This is a genomic window from Polyangiaceae bacterium (genome assembly GCA_015075635.1).
In the GTDB taxonomy this organism is placed as follows: Bacteria; Myxococcota_A; Polyangia; order Polyangiales; family Polyangiaceae; genus JADJKB01.
The window spans coordinates 1,541,481-1,558,436 of record JABTUA010000002.1; the positions used below are offsets into that span (position 1 = coordinate 1,541,481).

General features: G+C 70.5%; 14 protein-coding genes. 8 read left to right on the forward strand and 6 right to left on the reverse strand.

What is annotated here, in order from left to right:
* Positions 1-103: 103 nt before the first annotated feature.
* Positions 104-1,579, forward strand: a complete 1,476-nt coding sequence (locus HS104_23195) for a cobalamin B12-binding domain-containing protein (GenBank protein ID MBE7482870.1) — start codon at positions 104-106, stop codon at positions 1,577-1,579.
* Between the two features lie 52 nt (positions 1,580-1,631).
* Here the strand turns inward: HS104_23195 and HS104_23200 are convergent, their stop codons facing one another.
* Both HS104_23200 and HS104_23205 read right to left on the reverse strand, forming a co-directional pair.
* Positions 1,632-2,102 carry a nucleotidyltransferase gene (locus HS104_23200; GenBank protein ID MBE7482871.1) on the reverse strand — a complete coding sequence of 157 codons (471 nt, stop codon included), beginning with the start codon at positions 2,100-2,102 and terminating at the stop codon, positions 1,632-1,634.
* A gap of 94 nt (positions 2,103-2,196) precedes the next feature.
* Positions 2,197-2,421 (reverse strand): hypothetical protein, encoded by a 225-nt coding sequence (locus tag HS104_23205; protein MBE7482872.1) that lies wholly within the window; start codon positions 2,419-2,421, stop codon positions 2,197-2,199.
* Between the two features lie 53 nt (positions 2,422-2,474).
* Here HS104_23205 and HS104_23210 point away from each other — a divergent pair, with 53 nt between their 5' ends.
* On the forward strand, positions 2,475-2,861 hold the full coding sequence (locus HS104_23210) for a hypothetical protein (GenBank protein MBE7482873.1): 387 nt from the start codon (positions 2,475-2,477) through the stop codon (positions 2,859-2,861).
* A 7-nt stretch (positions 2,862-2,868) separates the two neighbouring features.
* On the opposite strand, the gene HS104_23215 is transcribed toward HS104_23210, so the two are convergent.
* From HS104_23215 to HS104_23230, 4 genes are read right to left on the reverse strand one after another with little or no spacing between them, the layout of a single operon-like run.
* Positions 2,869-4,884: a hypothetical protein gene (locus tag HS104_23215; GenBank protein ID MBE7482874.1), complete on the reverse strand. Its 2,016-nt coding sequence runs from the start codon at positions 4,882-4,884 to the stop codon at positions 2,869-2,871.
* The gene (locus HS104_23220; GenBank protein MBE7482875.1) at positions 4,881-7,220 is read right to left on the reverse strand and encodes a hypothetical protein; all 2,340 of its coding nucleotides are present in this window, start codon (positions 7,218-7,220) and stop codon (positions 4,881-4,883) included. Before HS104_23220 ends, HS104_23215 begins: the two co-directional genes overlap by 4 nt.
* Positions 7,221-7,263: 43 nt before the next feature.
* Positions 7,264-9,138: an NADH-quinone oxidoreductase subunit H gene (locus HS104_23225; protein ID MBE7482876.1), complete on the reverse strand. Its 1,875-nt coding sequence runs from the start codon at positions 9,136-9,138 to the stop codon at positions 7,264-7,266.
* 43 nt (positions 9,139-9,181) lie between these two features.
* Positions 9,182-10,045 (reverse strand): heme ABC transporter ATP-binding protein, encoded by an 864-nt coding sequence (locus tag HS104_23230; protein MBE7482877.1) that lies wholly within the window; start codon positions 10,043-10,045, stop codon positions 9,182-9,184.
* Between HS104_23230 and HS104_23235 the strand changes: the two genes are divergently transcribed.
* The 6 genes from HS104_23235 (at position 10,044) to HS104_23260 (ending at position 16,914) form a co-directional block, all read left to right on the forward strand.
* A complete protein-coding gene (locus HS104_23235) occupies positions 10,044-10,586 on the forward strand; it encodes an SMI1/KNR4 family protein (GenBank protein ID MBE7482878.1) in 543 nt (180 codons plus the stop codon). The two genes, HS104_23230 and HS104_23235, sit on opposite strands and share 2 nt — an antisense overlap.
* A 70-nt stretch (positions 10,587-10,656) precedes the next feature.
* Positions 10,657-11,238 carry a hypothetical protein gene (locus tag HS104_23240; protein MBE7482879.1) on the forward strand — a complete coding sequence of 194 codons (582 nt, stop codon included), beginning with the start codon at positions 10,657-10,659 and terminating at the stop codon, positions 11,236-11,238.
* A gap of 137 nt (positions 11,239-11,375) precedes the next feature.
* Positions 11,376-11,933, forward strand: a complete 558-nt coding sequence (locus HS104_23245) for a sigma-70 family RNA polymerase sigma factor (protein ID MBE7482880.1) — start codon at positions 11,376-11,378, stop codon at positions 11,931-11,933.
* Positions 11,930-12,793 (forward strand): hypothetical protein, encoded by an 864-nt coding sequence (locus tag HS104_23250; protein MBE7482881.1) that lies wholly within the window; start codon positions 11,930-11,932, stop codon positions 12,791-12,793. The genes HS104_23245 and HS104_23250 overlap by 4 nt, the downstream gene beginning before the upstream one ends.
* 356 nt (positions 12,794-13,149) lie before the next feature.
* Positions 13,150-13,479: a DUF559 domain-containing protein gene (locus tag HS104_23255; protein ID MBE7482882.1), complete on the forward strand. Its 330-nt coding sequence runs from the start codon at positions 13,150-13,152 to the stop codon at positions 13,477-13,479.
* A gap of 3,018 nt (positions 13,480-16,497) precedes the next feature.
* Positions 16,498-16,914, forward strand: coding sequence for a PIN domain-containing protein (locus HS104_23260; protein ID MBE7482883.1), 417 nt, complete (start codon positions 16,498-16,500; stop codon positions 16,912-16,914).
* Positions 16,915-16,956: the final 42 nt, after the last annotated feature.

Here is a 16,956-nt window from a genome sequence, read left to right on the forward strand (position 1 = left end):
CGATTTTTGCCGCGCCATCCGGCGCAACCGATCGCCTTGCGCCCGGTGGTTGCCCACGAGCGCTGATTCCACGTTGGAATGGACCTTGCGCTCTCGCAGTGCCATGCCGTCGAAGGTCCTGCTCGTCTACCCACCTTCACGCACACAGAGCCACGAGGGGTGCCCCGGGGGCATGACCATGCTGGCCGCCGTGCTGGAGCGCGCGGGGCACGAGGTGCGCTTGCTGGACGCCAACGCCGCGGCGCGCAGGCGAAGCAGCGAGGACATCGCCCGCATCGCTCGCGAAGAACGCCCCGACGTGATCGGGATGACGTTGGTCACGCCGATCGCGCGCGAGGCCTACCGACTCGTGTCCCTGCTCGGGGACAGCGGCGCGAAGCTGCTCGCCGGAGGTCCCCACGCCACGCTCCTGCCCGAAGAGCCCGTCGAGCACGGCTTCGACGCGACGGTCGTGGGCGAAGGCGAGCCGACCATCGTCGAGGCGGTCGAGGCGCTGGCCGGTCGGATGCCCAAGGACCAGGTCGCGGGCTGGGTGTACCGCGACGATTCGGGCGTGCTGCGCCACGGACCGCCGCGCGCGCCGGTCGCCGATCTCGACGCGCTCCCGCCGCCGGCCCGCCACCTGGTGGACGCCCGCGAGTACGGCGGCCCCGACAACGCCGCGCTGCACATGAACCTGTTCTCGTCGCGGGGCTGCCCCGCGAAGTGCGCCTACTGCGCCGGCGGGCTGTTCGGCCGTCGCTTCCGCTTCCGCTCGGCGGCCAGCGTGCTCGGCGAGATGGCCGAAGTGCACGCGCGCTTCGGCACCCGTCACTTCCACTTCATGGATGACGCCATGACGGTGAACCGCGAGCGCATGCTCGCCATCTGCGAGGGCCTGGAGACTAACGGGCTCGGCCTGACCTGGAGCATGATGACCCGCGTCGATCGCGTGGACGAGGCGCTCCTCCTCACGTTGCGCCGCGCCGGCTGCGTTCAAATCGACTACGGCATCGAGAGCGGACACCCCGAGACCCTGAAGCGCATCCACAAGCCGCACGACGTGGCCCGTGCCCGGCGCATCGTGGAGGCGACGGCGGCGGCCGGGATCCGACCGTACGTGTTCTTCATCCTCGGCTTCCCCTGGGACACGTTGCAGTCGATCGACGAGACCCAGAGGCTGATGGCCGAGCTCGCGCCCTACGTGGCGCGCTTTCACCCGGCCATCGCTTCGATCTTGATCCCGTTCCCGGGCACCGAGATCTACGAGCGCTACAAGGACCAGTTCGGCCTGACGGACTGGTGGCTGAGCAAGGAACGCAGCTTCGACGCCCCGGACCGGGGGCGCCACGCCCACTACCAGACGCAGCTCTTCAGCCGCGGGGCGGTGCTGGACGCCGACTTCTTCCACTACTCGCCGGAGGTGCGGCGCAAGATCGAGGACGTGTTCGAGTTCATGTGGCTGCACGACCTCAGGCGGAGCTCGCGCGCCGCGCGCCTGGCCAAACGCCTGCTGTTCCAGGCCTCGCGCTCCCTCTGGGCGCTCTCCCCCGCGCTCGAGCAGCGAGCGTTCGGCATCTTGCGCCCCCAAACCGCGTAGCGCACGAAGAGCTGATCCGGTTGGCGATGTCGTCGGGCTCGGCCGACCGACCCTAGTCAGCCGATTCGCCGCGTGCCTCCTCGAGGAGTCGCTCCAGCGCCGGCAGCAAGTCCGCTCGATCCTCGGCCTCGTCCAACTGCCCCAGGAGCGCGCGGACGTAGCGGAGATCCATCGACTCGCCCGTCGCTCCCAGGACCGAGCGCACGTCTTCGAGATCGCGAGGACGACCGGCGAACAGCTTCGCGACCACGAGATCCTCGGGAGAGATGACGGGAACGGTCACGCCGCCGATGTCGATCAGCCTGGCCCGCTCCAGGAAGGTCAGCTCGAGCGAATCCCGGGCGACGACGAGATCGAGCGGCATTCGAGTCCGTTCGTGAAAGAGAGGAACGACCCGCGAACGTGTGAAGAACGCCTCGAGGTCATCGGTTCGCGAGCCGAAACCGCCCTTCAGCAGCGCGGCCACCAGCGGTCGGACTCTTTCCTGCTTCAGCGAAATGGTGACGTCGACGTCCAGCGTCATACGCGCGCTCCCGTAGACGAGGGCGGCTTGAGCGCCGAACACGTACCAGCGGATCCTCCGGGGACCGAGGACCTTCTTCAGCGCCGCGAGGACCTCAACGCTTGCGGGCCGCCGCGGCACGTTCCAGACGCTCCGAGACTTGGATGTGACTCTCGACGTCGAGCGCGCGCTGCTCGTCGGTCGGCCATTCGGGGTGCAAGAGGAGCGCGTGACGGCGGAGGTCATCGGCCAGCCGAATTCGCTCCGCGGGGGTCAGGCCAGCCCAATACGTCACCTTGGACGCTCGCGCGTGGTCGTAGTCTCGCCGTGCAACGCGCATCTCGATCACCTTAGCACGCCCGCGCCCCTGAACCGTTCTACCATGGCCGAGGCATGACCTCCGCGTACACGCCGGACCTCCCGCCCGAGACCGCTCCACCCGTCGTGCTCTGGGCGCGGATCTACGCGGGAGCGCTCGCGCTGGTGTACCTGCTCGTGGCCGCGCTCGGCGTGTTCGTGCTGGTGATGGGCGTCGCCGTCGCACCCGGCACGAAGGACGCTTTGCCTGCGACGCTGATGGGCATCATCTACCTGCTGCTCGGCATCGCCTTCGCGATCCCCACCACCTGGGGCGCGTTTGCCGGACGCAAGAAGTACGTCTGGTACTTGCACCTCGGGCTGATCTGCCTGGGCTTCACCAGCTGCGCGTGTTTGCCCGCGTGCATTCCGCTGATCATCTACTGGCTCAAGCCCGAGACGAAGGCCTGGTACGGCGCCTGAGCGCGCTCTAGCGCGAGCTCGCCAGCCGTTCCGGCGTTCCGCGCGGCGCTTGCACCACCTCCAGCGCGCCCGGCGGGTTGACCTGCTCGGCCTGGTCGAGGCAGCTCGAGTCGATGAGCCGGAGCAGCGGGCGCGGCCAGAGGCCGAGCACCACCAGCAAGATGGCCGCGGCCAGCGTGACGGACAGCTCGCGCTCTGCCGGGAGCGCCGCCGCAACGCGCGGGCCCGTATCGACGCCCAGGAAGGTGCGGCGGTAGGAGCGCACCGCCGCCGCCGCGAGCAGCACCAGCGCGAAGGCCTCGACCAGAGCCACGGCGCGCAGCGTGGGCAGCCCGCCGAACAGCGCGGAGATCGCCCCGGCGAACGCCAGCGTACCGGGCCCGAGGGCCGCCCCCAGCCAGGCCACGGCGCCGAGCGCCGCGAGCATGGGCGAACCGCGCGCGATGCGACCGGCGAGCGAGCTGCCGTCGGGCGCCCGCGCCATCCCGAGCACGCCGAGCAGGAGCGCGAGCGTGAGCGCCCGACCGAGCGCCAGGAGCAGCGCGCCCTGCAACCCCGCCGCCGTGAGCGCGGCGCTCCCGAGCAAGAGCACGCCCGCAGTCGCCGAGAGCGCGTGCGCGGCGAAGCGGCGCGGCTCGTCAGAGACCAGCGCCACCAGCGACGCGTACAGCGTGCCGAGCAGACCGAACACCGCCACCGCGAGCGATGCCCAACGCGCGCCGTCGGGCAGCGCCGGGAAGCCGATGCGGCAGAGCGCGTAGACGCCCAAGAGCGTCACGCCGCCCCCGATCAAGAGCGCCAGGAAGGTCGGAGCTCGAGCCGTGACCGCGGCGAGCCAGCCCCCGAACGGAGCTGCGCCGAGCGTGAGCGCCGCGCCGAGGAACAAGCAGACGTACACGACCTTGGTCGGGTGGGCGCCGAGCAGCGCGCTCTGCCGCGGGACGAAGCCACCGTGCGCCAGCTCGGTGAGTGAGAACACGCGCGGCGCCGGCGCACCGTCGAGCAGGTAGGCCGCGCTGGCCGTCCCCGAGAGCTGCCAGACGGCGAACGCGACCAGCAAGAAACCCAGCCCCAGCGCGATGGCGGTGCCGCGGCCCAGGCGAGCATCACCCGTGCGGGCGAGCGCCACCGACGAGGCGACGACCACCAGCAGCCAGAACACCAGCATCAAGCCGAGGTCCAGCGAGACGAAGGCGCCAGCGAGCCCCGCGTCGATCAGCAGCGCGAACCCGCCGAAGCGCGCAGCCTGGTCCCCTTCGGCCAGCAGCGCGGCGAGCAGACCGAGCAACGACACGCACAGGGTCAGGACCAGTGTGGTGCCGTCCACGCCCAGGTAATATTCGACGCCCAGGCTGCGCATGAGCGGCATCCGCTCGACGAGCTGCGCGCCTTCACTGCCGGCAAATCGCGTGTGCAGCACGTCGAAGCGCGACACCGCCCAGGCCAGGAGCCCGAGCTGAACGGCCGTCGCTCCCACCCACAGCGCGCGCCCGGCCCCCGGACGCGGCTCGCGGCCCCGCAGGCCGAACAGGATCAGCGCGCCGAGCAGCGGCACGAGCCAGGCGAGAGACAGCAGGCGTCCGCTCGGCCCGACCTCGGCACCTGGCAGGGCGGCATGGAAGCCCGCCGCGATCGGCGCGCCGCCCTCGGGCGTGACCAGGACGTGGCCGTACACCTCGTGAAAGCGCCGGCCTCGGACCGGGTTCAGCTCGATCTCGACTTCGCGCGGTTGTCCGGGCTCGAGCCTCACCGTCTTGTCGGCGCCGACGAACCTCACGCTCAGCCCGACGGGCAGGCGCGGATCGGTGTCCGAGCCCTCGCGCAGCGCGACCTCCACGCTGGTCGGCTCGGCGCCGCGGTTCTCCACCACGAGCTTCGCGCTGAAGCTGCCGCCCTTGGCCGCCAGCTCGAGGGGCAGCTTGCCCGCGGCAGCGCGCACCTCGATGGGCGCTGCCCGAGCCACGGTCGGCAGGCCGACGAGGACGCCGACCAGCCAACACAGCGCGATGAGCCAGCGCTTCACGAGCGCTCCTCCGGCTTGGGCTTCTTCTTCTTCTTTGGTTTCGCTGCGTCGGCCACGGGCTCGTCGGCCTCGGGCGCCTCGGGCTCCGGCTCCGTCGCAGGTAGCGCCGCAGCCGGCGCTCCGACGAGCAGCAGCTCCAGCGCGCCGTCGAAGCGCTGCACCAAACGCCCGACCGCGAGCGCCGGCGCGAGCAGGACCGCATCGAACAGCTCGCGCGGGGCGCCGAGCTGGCCCGCGAGCACCCGGCTCGACTCGGCCTTCGCCCAGTCCTTGTCCCGCGAGGCGCCATATCGCGCGCGGGCGAGCGCGAAGCCCACGAGCGCCGCCACGAAAGCCAGGGCAGCGACGCCCAGGCGCACGCTGCGCTCCAAGGGGACACCGCGCGAGTCCGCTGCAACCGTCGATGCCAGCCAACCCTCGAGCAGGCTCGGCGCGCCTTCGCCGATGACCGCGCGCGCATAGCCGAGCGCGCCGACCACGAGCGCCGCCAGCGCGAGCGCCTGTGCCGCCGACTCGAAGCGCAGCTCGGCGGGCTTGGCGCTGGCCTTGCCCGCGACGAGCAGGAAGACCAGCCGCCAGACCGCGAACGCGAGCAGACCGCTCGACACCGCGGCCACGAGCAGCACCGCGTAGCCGAGCGAAGAGCCGGCGGAAGCGGACGCCGCCAGCGCTCCGTCGCGCGCCCAGAACGCTCCGACCCCGGGCAGCGGCGCGCCGGCCAGCGCGAGCGCCGCCAGGAGCGGCGCGCGGCGCCCGGCCCAGCGTCCCGCGAGCTCGCGGAGATCGCCCTCGTCCGCGGCAACTGCGGTCGCGAGCGAGAGCACGGCGAGCGCCGTCACGCTGAGCCCGACCACGGCCGCGGAGTGCGCGCCGAGCGCCGCTGCCGCCGTGCACAGGCCCGCGTTGGCGACGGCTACGAGCACGAGCGATGCGCGGAGGTCGAAGCCGTGAGCAGCCCGCGCCGCGGCCCAGAGCGCCGCCAGCGCTGCGACCAGCGCGAGGCCGGTCGACGTGCCCGGCACGAACGCCATGAGGAAGTCCAGGCGCGCCAGCACCGCGACGCCCGCGCAGAGCTCCATCCCTCCGCCGAGCACCGCGAGCGCCACCGCGCCGCTCCCGGCGGCGGCCCGCTGCGTGAGCGCGAACGCCGCGGAGAGCGCGCGCAAGAGCACGAACAGCGAGAGCAGCCCAGCTACCAGCCCGAGCAGCGGCTGCCCCAGGAGCTGCCGCTTGGTCAGCGCGGCGCGCAGCGGGAATGCGCCGCTCCCGTCGCGAATCGCCAGCTGATCGCGCATCTCGCGCACCACCGTGGTGGCCCCGGCGACCGTGATCAGCGTCTCGAGCCCGGTGCCGATGCGGGTCTTCTCGACCAGGAGATCGTGCGTGCCCGGCCCGGTCCTGACCTCGATGTCGTGCAGCGCGACCGGCAGAGGCAGGCGCGAGAACGGCGAGCGCGCGACCTCGCGACACGGCCTTCCGCTGGTGCCCACGCCACCGCGCTTGCCGTCCGCGTCGCTCGCGCACAGCTCGGCGCCGCCGATCAGCAGCGTGGCCCCGGGCAGCGCCGCCATGCTGATGGACCCGAAGGCGTCCTTCACCGCGCGGCCGCGCTCCTTATCCGCAGTGGGCGGCGGCACGTCGCCGACCTGCACCGCCACGAGCCGCGCCCGGAAGTCGGGCACGTAGTCGCCGTCGCCCGTCCAGCTGCCGGACAGGCCCCACAGGAGCGCCGCGGCCGCGCCGACCAGGGCTGCGTCGCCGATACGGGACAGCACGAAGCCCCGCGCCGCGCGCGCGGCGCCTCCGGCGGACGCGAGCAACAGCGCGCCGACGCCGCTCAGCACCGAGCCGGCGGCGACCAGCACGAGGTCGTCGCCCAGCACCAGGCACAGCCCGCCCGAGAGCGCGAGACCGACGCCCGCGCTCAGGCGGCGCTCGTGCTCGGCAGGCTCGCGCCCCGCGAGCACCACCCCGACCACCGCCGCGAGGCAGAGCGCGAGCGCCAGGCACAGCGTGCTCGGCTCGGCGGAGAAGGTGAAGCTCGTGTCGAGCGAGCCGATGCGCTGCATGCCCCAGGCGTGCGACACGAGCTGGCGCTGGTCCCCCGGCAGGCCGAGCAGCACCACCAGGTGAAAACCGATCAGGCCGAGCGCGCTCAGCCCGGCGAGCAGCGCGACGAAGCGCGGCCGGAAGCTCTTCGGCAGCTGGCTGTCGTCTCCGCCGCCGATGTAGCCACCGATGCCGGAGTAGATCGCGGCCACGAGTGGCAAGAGCGGCGCCAGCCACAAGGCCACCGCGAGCTCGAAGGATTGGAGCGAGCCGGAGTACTCGGGCATGAGCCGCGCGGCACGCTAACCGCGGGCGTTCGCCTTATCAAGCTCACAACCAGGGATTCACGTGCATGGGCGCGCTCGGTGCGCGCACGTGGCCGCTCACGGCGCGCGCGAACTTGAGGACGGCCCCCACCGCCAGCCCGAACAGCACGTACCCCAAGACCGGGTCCACGGCACGCCACGCGGGACTCTCGCGCCACGAGGCCCACGCCGCGCTACCCGCCAAGGTGAAGAGCGCGGCAGGCGCCACGTAGCGGAACAACACACCAATCATCTGGTCGGTGTGGACCCGCGGCAGCGCCCAGCGCAGCGCCACCACCATTCCGACCACGCCCCAGCACTTGACCTGAAGCAGGAGCGCGCCGAGCGCGGGCCAGAGGACTCCGCCCGGGGCCGGCGGGTGGGGCAGCTTCCAGCCGCCCAGAAACAGCATCGCGGTGAGGGTGCCCACCACGAGCAGGTGCCCCCACTCGACGTAGAACATCAAGCCGCCGCGCGCCCCGGGTTCGTCCAGGTCGGCCTCGGGCAGGCGCTGCTTGGGACGGCGGGCCTCAGGAAAGGAGGCGAACAGGATCAGCCAGAACGCCAGGAACAACGCCGGGTTCCGGAACGCATTCCAGCTCCACGGTGTCACGCCCTGCCCGTGCACGATGTCGCCCAAGCGCACGCTCCCGGTGGCGAGCACCACGCAACCGAGCCCCACCATCACCGGCAGCTGGAGCGCCAGCGTAGCCAGCGCGCCCTTCAAGCCGGCGCCGATGGACCAGTGCCCCTTGGCGTGCCAACCGGCGTTCATCAGCGCAACCACCACGAGCAGCGTGAGACTCGAGCCCGCAGCGATGGCGAAGTCGAGGTCCACGCTCACCAGCGGCTTGCCGAACGCGATCGTGGTCGCACCCGCGCTCGTGGCCAGGAACAGCACGTAGGGCAAGAGCCGCACGAACAGCGGCTCGCCCGCGGGCGTGACTTCGTCCGCGATCGAAGCCTGTACGACGGACCACAGCCGCCGCGGCCGGTTGCCCAGCGTCTTCTTGGTGGACAGGCGCTCGCGCAGGCGCGCGGCCACGCGCCGCTCGATCCAGCCGAGCATCCGCGCCACTGGAGCGAGCCAGAGCGCGAACAGCATCACCACGACGCCGATCAGCACTCCGCTCAGCGCCAGCTCCTTGGGCGCGCGCTCGCGGAAGCCCTGCACGTCCACGCTGCGCTCGATGGGCTCCTTCAAGCGGCCGCGCGCCAGCGTGAAGGTCGCGCTGCGATCTCCCGCGAAGGTGAAGTCGCTCGGCGAGCGCGCGTTCACGCCGTCCACGGCCACGATCGCGTCCGACGCCAGGATCCCCGCGCGCTCGGCGCGGCTCCCGGGCAACACCGCGGTGACGACGAACGGCGGCAGCGCGGCCTTCGGGTCGATCGACACGCCGATGAAGTCGAGCGCGCGCCGCGACTCGGCCTCGCGCGCCCGCGCCAGCTCGGTCGGCACCGCGGGTCCCTGCACGTCGAGCACCACGTTGGGCACGACACCGGTGATGGGCGGCGCGCCGGTGGTCCGGGCCGCAAACGCCACGGTCACCTCGCCGCGGAAGGTGGTGTGGTCGGCGCCGTCGCCCTTGCCGCACAGGTCACCTTGCAGCTGCTCGGTCAGGAGCAACGACACGCGATTCGCGGACGTGCTGACCGCGGGCACCACGATCTCGACGCCCCTCTGCGGCTCCTGCCCCGGTCGGTGGAGGTCGCCCTTGAAGCTCAAGGTCGCGGCCTTGCCCTCCGGAAACCCGGAGCCGATGACCTCCAGCCGGTCGCCGATCTCCGCCTCCCGCGGCGAGAAGTCCACGGCCGAGACCAGCGCCGCGGGTTGCTCGAAGCTGCACCCCGCGAGCGCCACGAGCGTCACGACCACCGCGAGGGGTTTGCCCGGGCGCATGCCCCGTGCCTTATCAGAGCCCTAGAGCTCAGGCGAAAAAGCGCTACTTCGATAAGCGCCCGGTGACCACGTAGGGCAACCGCGTCTCGGCGTCTTCGCCGACGCGGATCGGGATCTCGAACACGGACTCGAGCAGCGCCGCCTCCAGCACCTCCGCCGGCGGTCCATCGGCGCGCACTCGGCCCTCCGTGAGCAGCACGATGCGATCCGCCCAGCGGGCGGCCGCGGCCAGGTCGTGCATCACGGCGATACACGCGACGCCCCGCTCCACGACCTCACCCTTCACCAGATCTCCCACGCTCACCGCGTGGCGTGCGTCCAGGTGCGCCGCTGGCTCGTCGAGCAGCAGCACCCTCGGCTCCTGCGCCAGCGCTCGGGCGATGGTCACCCGGCGCCGCTCGCCCCCGGAGAGCTCCGCGACCCGCCGGCTCCCGAGCCCCGCGATGTCGCAGCGCGAGAGGGCGCGCTCGACCGCCCGCTCGTCCTCGGGCCGCGCCCACAAGAGGCCCGATTGGTGCGGCGCCCGGCCCATGGTCACCACGTCGCGCACGCTGAACCCGAACGCCACGTCGCTGTCCTGCGGCACCACCCCGAGCACCCGCGCGATCTCCGCCCGAGACAGCGTCGTGAGATCGCGACCCGACAGAAGCACAGCCCCAGCGTCCGGCGCGAGGGTGCCCGCCAGCACGCGCATCAGCGTGGATTTCCCCGCCCCGTTGGGGCCGAGCACGGCGACCAGCTCGCCGGCGCGAGCCGCGATCGACACCTCCGAGAGCACGCGCGAACGCCCGTAGCCCGCGCTCACCGCGCGCGCTTCGATGGCCGGCGTCACGTCGCTCACCCGAGTCAGCTTAGTCCCACTTTCTGGGCCGACGTGCGGCCGTGCGCGTAGGTTCGGCTCCGCCATGGCCGACTTCCGCATCCTGCTCCGGGACATCCAGCGAGTTCAGCGCGAGATCCTGCGCATCGCGCCCTACCGAGACTTCGGCCTGAAGCCGAACCCGGCCGCCACCGGCGCCGCGATCGTCGCCGCCGAGCAGCGCCTGGGTCGCGCGCTGCCGCCGAGCTACCGCGAGTTCCTGATGCTCCACGACGGCTGGTCGCGCTTCTACGACGGCGCCACGTTGCTCGGCGCCGCCAGCTTGGGTCAACGCGTCCACGCCGACGCGGCGCGCGCGACCTTCGAGGCCGCCGAAACGCCGGTTCCGGACTACGGCCCGCCGTCGCGCACTCGGCCCCGCCTGCTCATCCCCTTCGGCATCGATCCCGGTGCGACCACCCTGTTCGTGTTCAACCCCGCCAACGTCGACGCCCGGGGCGAGATGGAAGTCATCGCCTGGATCAACGAGATCGGGCTCCGGCGCTCCAGCTTCCGAGACTTCCTGGAGATGATCTGCGAGCTCTGCCAGGCCGAGCTCGACTCGTCCCGGGACCGGGTCTCCCCCTGAGCGCAGAAAATTCCGGGTTTACCCGGGCTTGACGCTCTGCGGCATCCTTGCTTCCATGGGGCAGGAGCAGATGTCGACCGAGGGCACAGAAGAAGGCGTCCCGGCGGAGCGGCGCGTCATCAAGCGTTATTCCAACCGCAAGCTCTACGACACGAAGGACAGCCGGTACGTCACGCTGCTCCAGATCGCCGAAATGGTGCGGGCGGGGGAAGACGTCCAGATCATCGACAACGCGAGCAAGGAAGACAAAACCGACGTCACCCTCGCGCTGATCATCTCGGAGGAGCTGAAAGCGCGGCCGCGCGGCATCCCGCTCACGACCCTCAAGGCGCTGATCCGTCATCGCGGCGAGAAGCTCTTGTCGTCGCTCAGGGAGGGCCCCATCGGGCGTCTCATCCCCAAGGAAGGGGGCGCTTCCAGTGAGCCTCCGCCCCCGCCGCCCGAGCCGGAGGAAGACGTGACCGACAAAGACCAGAACAAAGGCTTCCGCGCGACCATCGAGCAGTGGCAGCACACCGTGGACGAGCGCATCCGCGCGGTATTGCCTAGCTTTTCTGCCTTCAGCGAGCTCCAGGCGGAGGTCAAACGGCTCTCGGAGCGGCTCGACGCCCTCGAAAAACGCCTCGACAGCTCGAGCGGTCGCAAGGAATAGACCCCATACTCCCCCGGTTGGAAGCGTAACCGGTGAAGCTCTTTTCTTCTTCTTCGAGGCCGAAGTCGGCGTCCACCGCGGAGTTCGAGCGCGAGGCGGTGCAGCACTTGGGCGCGCTGCTGGCGGTGGCCACGCGCATGACCCGCAACGCGACGGAGGCGGAGGACCTGGTGCAGGACACCCTGGTCAAGGCGATGCGCGCCCGCGAGCAGTTCGAGGCGGGCACCAACATGCGCGCCTGGCTCTTGCGCATCCTGACCAACACCTTCATCAACCGCTACCGCCGCGGCGGGCTCGAGAAGGCCGTGCTCGAAGGCCCGGACGCCGACCCGCTCGCGGACGGTTGGGTCAGCGCTTCGACCATGGCGTCGATGCGCGACCCGGAGTCCGCGGCGCTGCGCCCGGTGCTCGAAGCCGAGATCCGAACCGCCCTCGACGAGCTGCCGGAAGAGTTCCGCCTGGCGGTTGTTCTCGCAGATGTGGAAGAGCTGTCGTACCGCGAGATCGCAGATATCATGGGATGCCCCATCGGCACCGTCATGTCGCGCTTGCATCGTGGACGCCGCTTGCTGAAGTCCCGCCTCTACGAGCACGCGCTCGACATGGGAATCGTCAGCCCGGAGTCGGCTGTGGGACAGCGTGAAGAGCCCGTGAGCTTGGCGGCCTACCGCGCCAAGAAGGGGGCAGCGAGATGAGCTCTCCCTGTCGCCGCGCGGCGCCGCTGCTCGAGCCATTCTCCGACGGCGAGCTGGCCGCGGACCGGGTCGTCGAGGTGGAGACGCACATCGCGGACTGCGCGTGCTGTCGTGAGTCCGTCGAGCTCAACCAGTCGCTGAAGCTGAGCCTGCGCCGCGCCGTGCAGGCGGAAGCCGAGCCGTCCTCCGAATTCGCCGAGCGCGTCGCGCGAGCTCTCAGCGCCGAGCGCGAGCGACAGGAAGCGCGGGAGGAGCGCCGAGAGGCCCAGGAGCGAGGCAGGCCGCTGGCCTGGCGCTTCATCGTGCCGGTCGCCGCGGCCGCCGGCGCCACGCTGGCGTGGGGCGCGCTGGAGCAGCAGGGCAAGGCCCCAGGCTACGAAGGCGGCGTCTCCACCAACATGGCGACCAGCACGCCGGTGGTGACCGCCTCGCTCGAGCAGATGGTGGACGAGTTCGTCAGCCACCACGCGCAGTCGAAGGACCCCGAGGTGATGGAGCCTTCGATGGTGAACAAGCTGGAGCCGGAGGTCGGCGTGCCGGTGCGCGTGCCCAGCCTGCAGCAGTACGGCCTGCGCTGGGAGGGCGCCAGCGTCGTCCCCGTGCGCCAGCTCAACCAGCGCGCGGCGTCGCTCCGCTACACCTTCGACGGCCATCGCGTCACGCTCTACGTGTACAACTCCGCGCGGTTCCCGCTGCGCGCGACGCTCGAGCCCCGCGTGGTGCGCAACACGCCCGTGTACGTCGGCTCGCGCCGCGGCTACAGCGTCGCCGCCGTCGAGAAGCGCGGCGTCGGCTACGCCGTGGCCACCGACCTCGACGACCGCGAGAGCGCGGAGCTGGTCGTGGCGTCGATGCACTGACCCTGCCCCCCCTCGCCTCGCTGCGCTCGGCGGTCCCCCCCAAATTCGCGCTGCGCGCGAATGGGGGGGACGGGCCCCTCCGAGTGTGATGGCGCCGCTCTGACTCGAGGCGAGCGGCACGCGTGTTCCTCGGCCCGGCGCGGCGGTCGGGCTCCGCTCGTCGGCGCACGCTCTGCGCCACGCCGCGTACCTTCGCGCGAGGTGAGCTCGAGTCGCGCGCGACGCAAGACGCGAGTGCAACTCGGGCGGCGTGTCACAGATCGTGCGCCCTGGGTCGCGAAGCCCTCCCACCACGCCGGGCCTCGGAGGAACCCATGTCCGCTCGCCAACTCGCTCAGCTTCGTCGCCAAGAGCTCATGTCCGCGCGCGCCGCCGGCATGCGGGCGGCGCCCACCCGGTCGGAGGCGGCGCTGTGGCGCGAGCTCCGGGCCGGCAAGCTCGGGGTCGAGGTCCGCCGCCAGGTGGTGCTCGGCGAATTCATCGCCGACTTCGTCGTGCCTTCGGCGCGGCTCGTCATCGAGGTGGACGGCGGCTACCACCGAAGGCGCGCCACCGCGGACGCCCGGCGCGACCGCAAGCTCGCGAAGATGGGCTACCGGGTGCTGCGCATCGACGCCGGCCTGGTGATGCGCGCGCTGCCGGAGGCGCTGGCGCGAGTCCGCGATGCGCTATCGAGTTCCGCATAATGCCAAGGCCGCGCAAGCGAAGTGCGCGACAAGACAGAGGATCGCGGTTCCGGGTCGCCTGGTTATCCAGCCACGCATAACGGAGGGGCGGGGTTGTGATCGTGGAGGTCCGCGAGGACGCTTCGCGGCATAATGGTATTCAACCGTCGCACCTTCGCTTGTGGGCAGCGCTTCCAAGCCCCAACCGCCGTGCGCACTGATGACGACGGAAGCCTCTCACGCGTACCCACGCGTCTCGCCGAGCCCCGACCGTGATCGCTCTCGACGCGATGGCGACTGACGACGCGCTGCATCCGCGACCCCACGCGCCATGCGGCCTGTCGTGCCCACGAAGAGTCCCGCGTCGCGGCCGAGCTCCGAGCTCGCGACGTCGCGCTCCGCCGCGAGCAGGCAACTGTCCCAACCAGAACCACAGTGCCCTCCGTTGCATAACTGGGCGTTTCACCCGCCGAACGCCGGCCATGGCTCGCTTCACCGTCCGTTCCGCGCCGGCGGGCGAAGACACTGTCTTCGGCGCTCGCCCGCCGCTGCAGCGCCTCGCTCTCTGTTAAACTCTGGAGCCGGCGTTCGCGGGTGAACGCCAATTCGTTATGCAAGCCCCTGCACGCGCTGCCGCCCGCTGCGGAGCGGAATGTCGGTAGCGGATCGGTGGTTGCCCTGCGTGCGTCCGACTTTGCTTGCCGTCCTCGCTCCGTTCGTAGTCCCCGTTACAGATCCGCCCAACTCTCTTGAGCCGGACGCGCCGGGTTCGAACATCGAGGTCTTCCACCAAGAAAAGCGCACTGTTGGCTGCTCGTTACGCAGAGACTTCTGCTGGGCCAAACGCGCAGATTCCCGTACGACAGCCCTGACCCTGCGCTTCCTTCCGGTCTCGGTGCCGCGGCCCGGAACAAAGGACCTGCGCCAACCCGTATCGTTGACCCTCACGGCCAGCGAGAAGCTCGCCGTTGCACGGCTCCGACTCGCTCCGGGACTTTGGGACGTTGAAACGCCAGCTTCTTCGCCAAGGCGACTCTCCCTCAAGGACGGCGAAGACCATGCGCTAGGCATCATTACCCTCCTCGGCACGTGCGTTTTCATGGCCGACCACTCGTGCGAACTTCGCGCCAGCACGGTGATGCGGATCGTCCGTGTCGATGGAGACTAGAGACGCTTGCGCCGCACGTTGCAACTGGCCGTTCCACCCGCCGAACGCCGGCCTCGCCGGCTTCACCGTGCGTTCCGCGTCGCGGGCGCTCTCTCTGTCTGCGGCATTGCGCCCGCTCTACTGCGCCACGCGATCTGGTACGATGATCTCCGGCGTTCGCGGGTGAACGCCGTTCGTTATACCGCTGTTTTCCGACCGAAAACGCTCACGCAAGATCACCAACGCCCCGCCTGTCTCGTGCTCCGCAGTGTGGGCGAACTCGGCCGGCGCAACCTCAGCCGTGGTGGCGGTTGCAGGCCGCCGGGCGGTGCTGGATGATCACCCGGGCGTGCAACCAGATCGATTCCCGCCCGCGGAAGCGGAACGGACGGTGAAACTCGCCACTACCGGCGTTCGGCGGGTGCAACGGCCAGTTATGCAGTGCGCGGTCATGGGGGCTGGATCCAGCGCCACATGAAGTCACGCTGAAAGAGGCAAGTCCGCTCGCTGCGCACGCACATGCCGATGAGCGTCCATACTTCGAGACTGAGTGCGTCACCGCCTTGCAGACCAATGCGCCGTGTGCGCCCGCGGTGGACTCGAAGCTCCCAGGTACCGGGAGCGAGCCGGAGCTCCGCACGACTGGGAGCACGGCCCGCGGGAATGCTGATGGCCTTGGGTCGACGAACGTCCTTCTGCCCGAGCCGCGGAGCGGGAATTGGTACGGCCTCGAGTTGGAGCGCGGTGACGATCGGCTGGCGAAGGTAGGAAGGCCAGCAGTTGTCGCTGCGGCCGTCTCCGCACCGGCGAGCACGCCGCTCCGTGTGCTCGAAGACGAGGCGCGCGGACTCCCCCGGCGATTCGAAGGACGTCGGCGGATTTGCCAGGTCGACTGGTGTGCTTGCGGCGAGGGCAAGAGTCGGAACTGAGCAGCACAGCATAAGGCGCGCGGGGGCAAACACTGATGGCGTCAACCCGGCGCCGGACAGACGCATTCCCCAAGCTGCATAACTGCCGTTCCACCCGCCGAACGCCGGCCATAGCGAGTTTCACCGTCCGTTCCGCGCCCGCGGGCGACACACTGATGCGGCACGCGCCCGCCGGTGGTGCGGATCGTCCGGCGGCTCACGCGGAAGGGCCAACTACGTCGCCGGGGCGGGACGCCCAGAATTCCGCGCTTTCAGGTGCCCGCTAACATCCCGTTATCCAGCCGCACTTTTGCGCGCTGTCATGCAGCGCCGCCGACCCACGGCGCCTTGCCCGCGGTTGAAGGCGAACGTCCCTTACGCGTTCCCACGCGTCTCTATCAGCCCGGAGGTCTTGCCGCTGGTGGCGGTGCCGCCAGTACCGTACCGGCGCTGCTCGCGGTCCATCACGCTGTCGCCCGTTTCACCGTCAGGATCCGACGAAGCACGGACCTTCACCGTCGATTTTCAACGCTGGCTAACTCGACGTTGCACCCGCCGAACGCCGGCCATGCCGAGTTTCACCGTCCGTTCCGCTCCGGCGGGCGACCATTGTGATGCGGCACTCGCCCGCCTCTGCGGCGCCTTGCCGACTGACGACTTGACGCTCGGCGTTCGCGGGTGAAGGTGTGTCTCCTTAGACCGACGAAGGGGACGACAGAGGCCCCTGTGGCGACTTGCATGGCGAATCCTACTCTGGTAGGAATCACCTGTGGCGGAGACAGCTGCAGCCAAGCTCTCAGTGAGCGTCCCTAGCGACCTGGCGAAGGCGGTACGGCGACGGGTCGGGCCTCGCGGGCTTTCGGGGTTCGTTGCGCGTGCCATCGCGCACGAGCTTGAGCGCGAACAACTCGGGGCGTTCTTGGTTGAGCTCGATCGGGACCTCGGCTCGCTCCCGAAGGCAACCCTCTCCAGCGCTCGCAGAGCATGGCCGAAGCGCTGATTCTGGATTCGGAGGCGGTCAACGCGCTGGCAAATGCGACCGAGCGCGGCGTGCTGGCGGAGAGAGCCCGAGCCATCCTCACCGTGGCGTATGAACGTGGCGCGCTCGTCCGCGTCCCCGCACCCGTACTCGCTGAAGTGTGCCGAGGCCCTCGGTACGACCCTCCCATTGACCACCTCCTCGCCTCTCGGGGGATCGTCGTTTGTGACCTTACCCAGACGGTCGCCAAGCGGGCAGGCCATCTGCTAGGACGCGCCAAGCTCTCCTCCGCCCACGCTGTGGACGCGTTCGTCGTGGCAACCGCGCTACTCTTCGACGCTTCCGTGATCGCGACCGGAAACCCCTCGGACATGCGGCGGCTTGCTTCGCCCTTCAAGCAAATTCGAATTTTCGCCATCTAGCACGCGCCGCTGTCTAACTCGACGTTCCACCCGCCGAACGCC

Coding starts and splice junctions, on each gene's coding strand:
- HS104_23210 (MBE7482873.1), top strand. CDS start 2,475: ATGACCTCCGCGTACACGCCGGACCTCCCGCCCGAGACCGCTCCACCC.
- HS104_23255 (MBE7482882.1), top strand. CDS start 13,150: ATGTCCGCGCGCGCCGCCGGCATGCGGGCGGCGCCCACCCGGTCGGAG.
- HS104_23205 (MBE7482872.1), bottom strand. CDS start 2,421: ATGCGCGTTGCACGGCGAGACTACGACCACGCGCGAGCGTCCAAGGTG.
- HS104_23240 (MBE7482879.1), top strand. CDS start 10,657: ATGTCGACCGAGGGCACAGAAGAAGGCGTCCCGGCGGAGCGGCGCGTC.
- HS104_23230 (MBE7482877.1), bottom strand. CDS start 10,045: ATGGCGGAGCCGAACCTACGCGCACGGCCGCACGTCGGCCCAGAAAGT.
- HS104_23220 (MBE7482875.1), bottom strand. CDS start 7,220: ATGCCCGAGTACTCCGGCTCGCTCCAATCCTTCGAGCTCGCGGTGGCC.
- HS104_23200 (MBE7482871.1), bottom strand. CDS start 2,102: ATGACGCTGGACGTCGACGTCACCATTTCGCTGAAGCAGGAAAGAGTC.
- HS104_23195 (MBE7482870.1), top strand. CDS start 104: ATGCCGTCGAAGGTCCTGCTCGTCTACCCACCTTCACGCACACAGAGC.
- HS104_23250 (MBE7482881.1), top strand. CDS start 11,930: ATGAGCTCTCCCTGTCGCCGCGCGGCGCCGCTGCTCGAGCCATTCTCC.
- HS104_23225 (MBE7482876.1), bottom strand. CDS start 9,138: ATGCGCCCGGGCAAACCCCTCGCGGTGGTCGTGACGCTCGTGGCGCTC.
- HS104_23260 (MBE7482883.1), top strand. CDS start 16,498: ATGGCCGAAGCGCTGATTCTGGATTCGGAGGCGGTCAACGCGCTGGCA.
- HS104_23245 (MBE7482880.1), top strand. CDS start 11,376: ATGACCCGCAACGCGACGGAGGCGGAGGACCTGGTGCAGGACACCCTG.
- HS104_23235 (MBE7482878.1), top strand. CDS start 10,044: ATGGCCGACTTCCGCATCCTGCTCCGGGACATCCAGCGAGTTCAGCGC.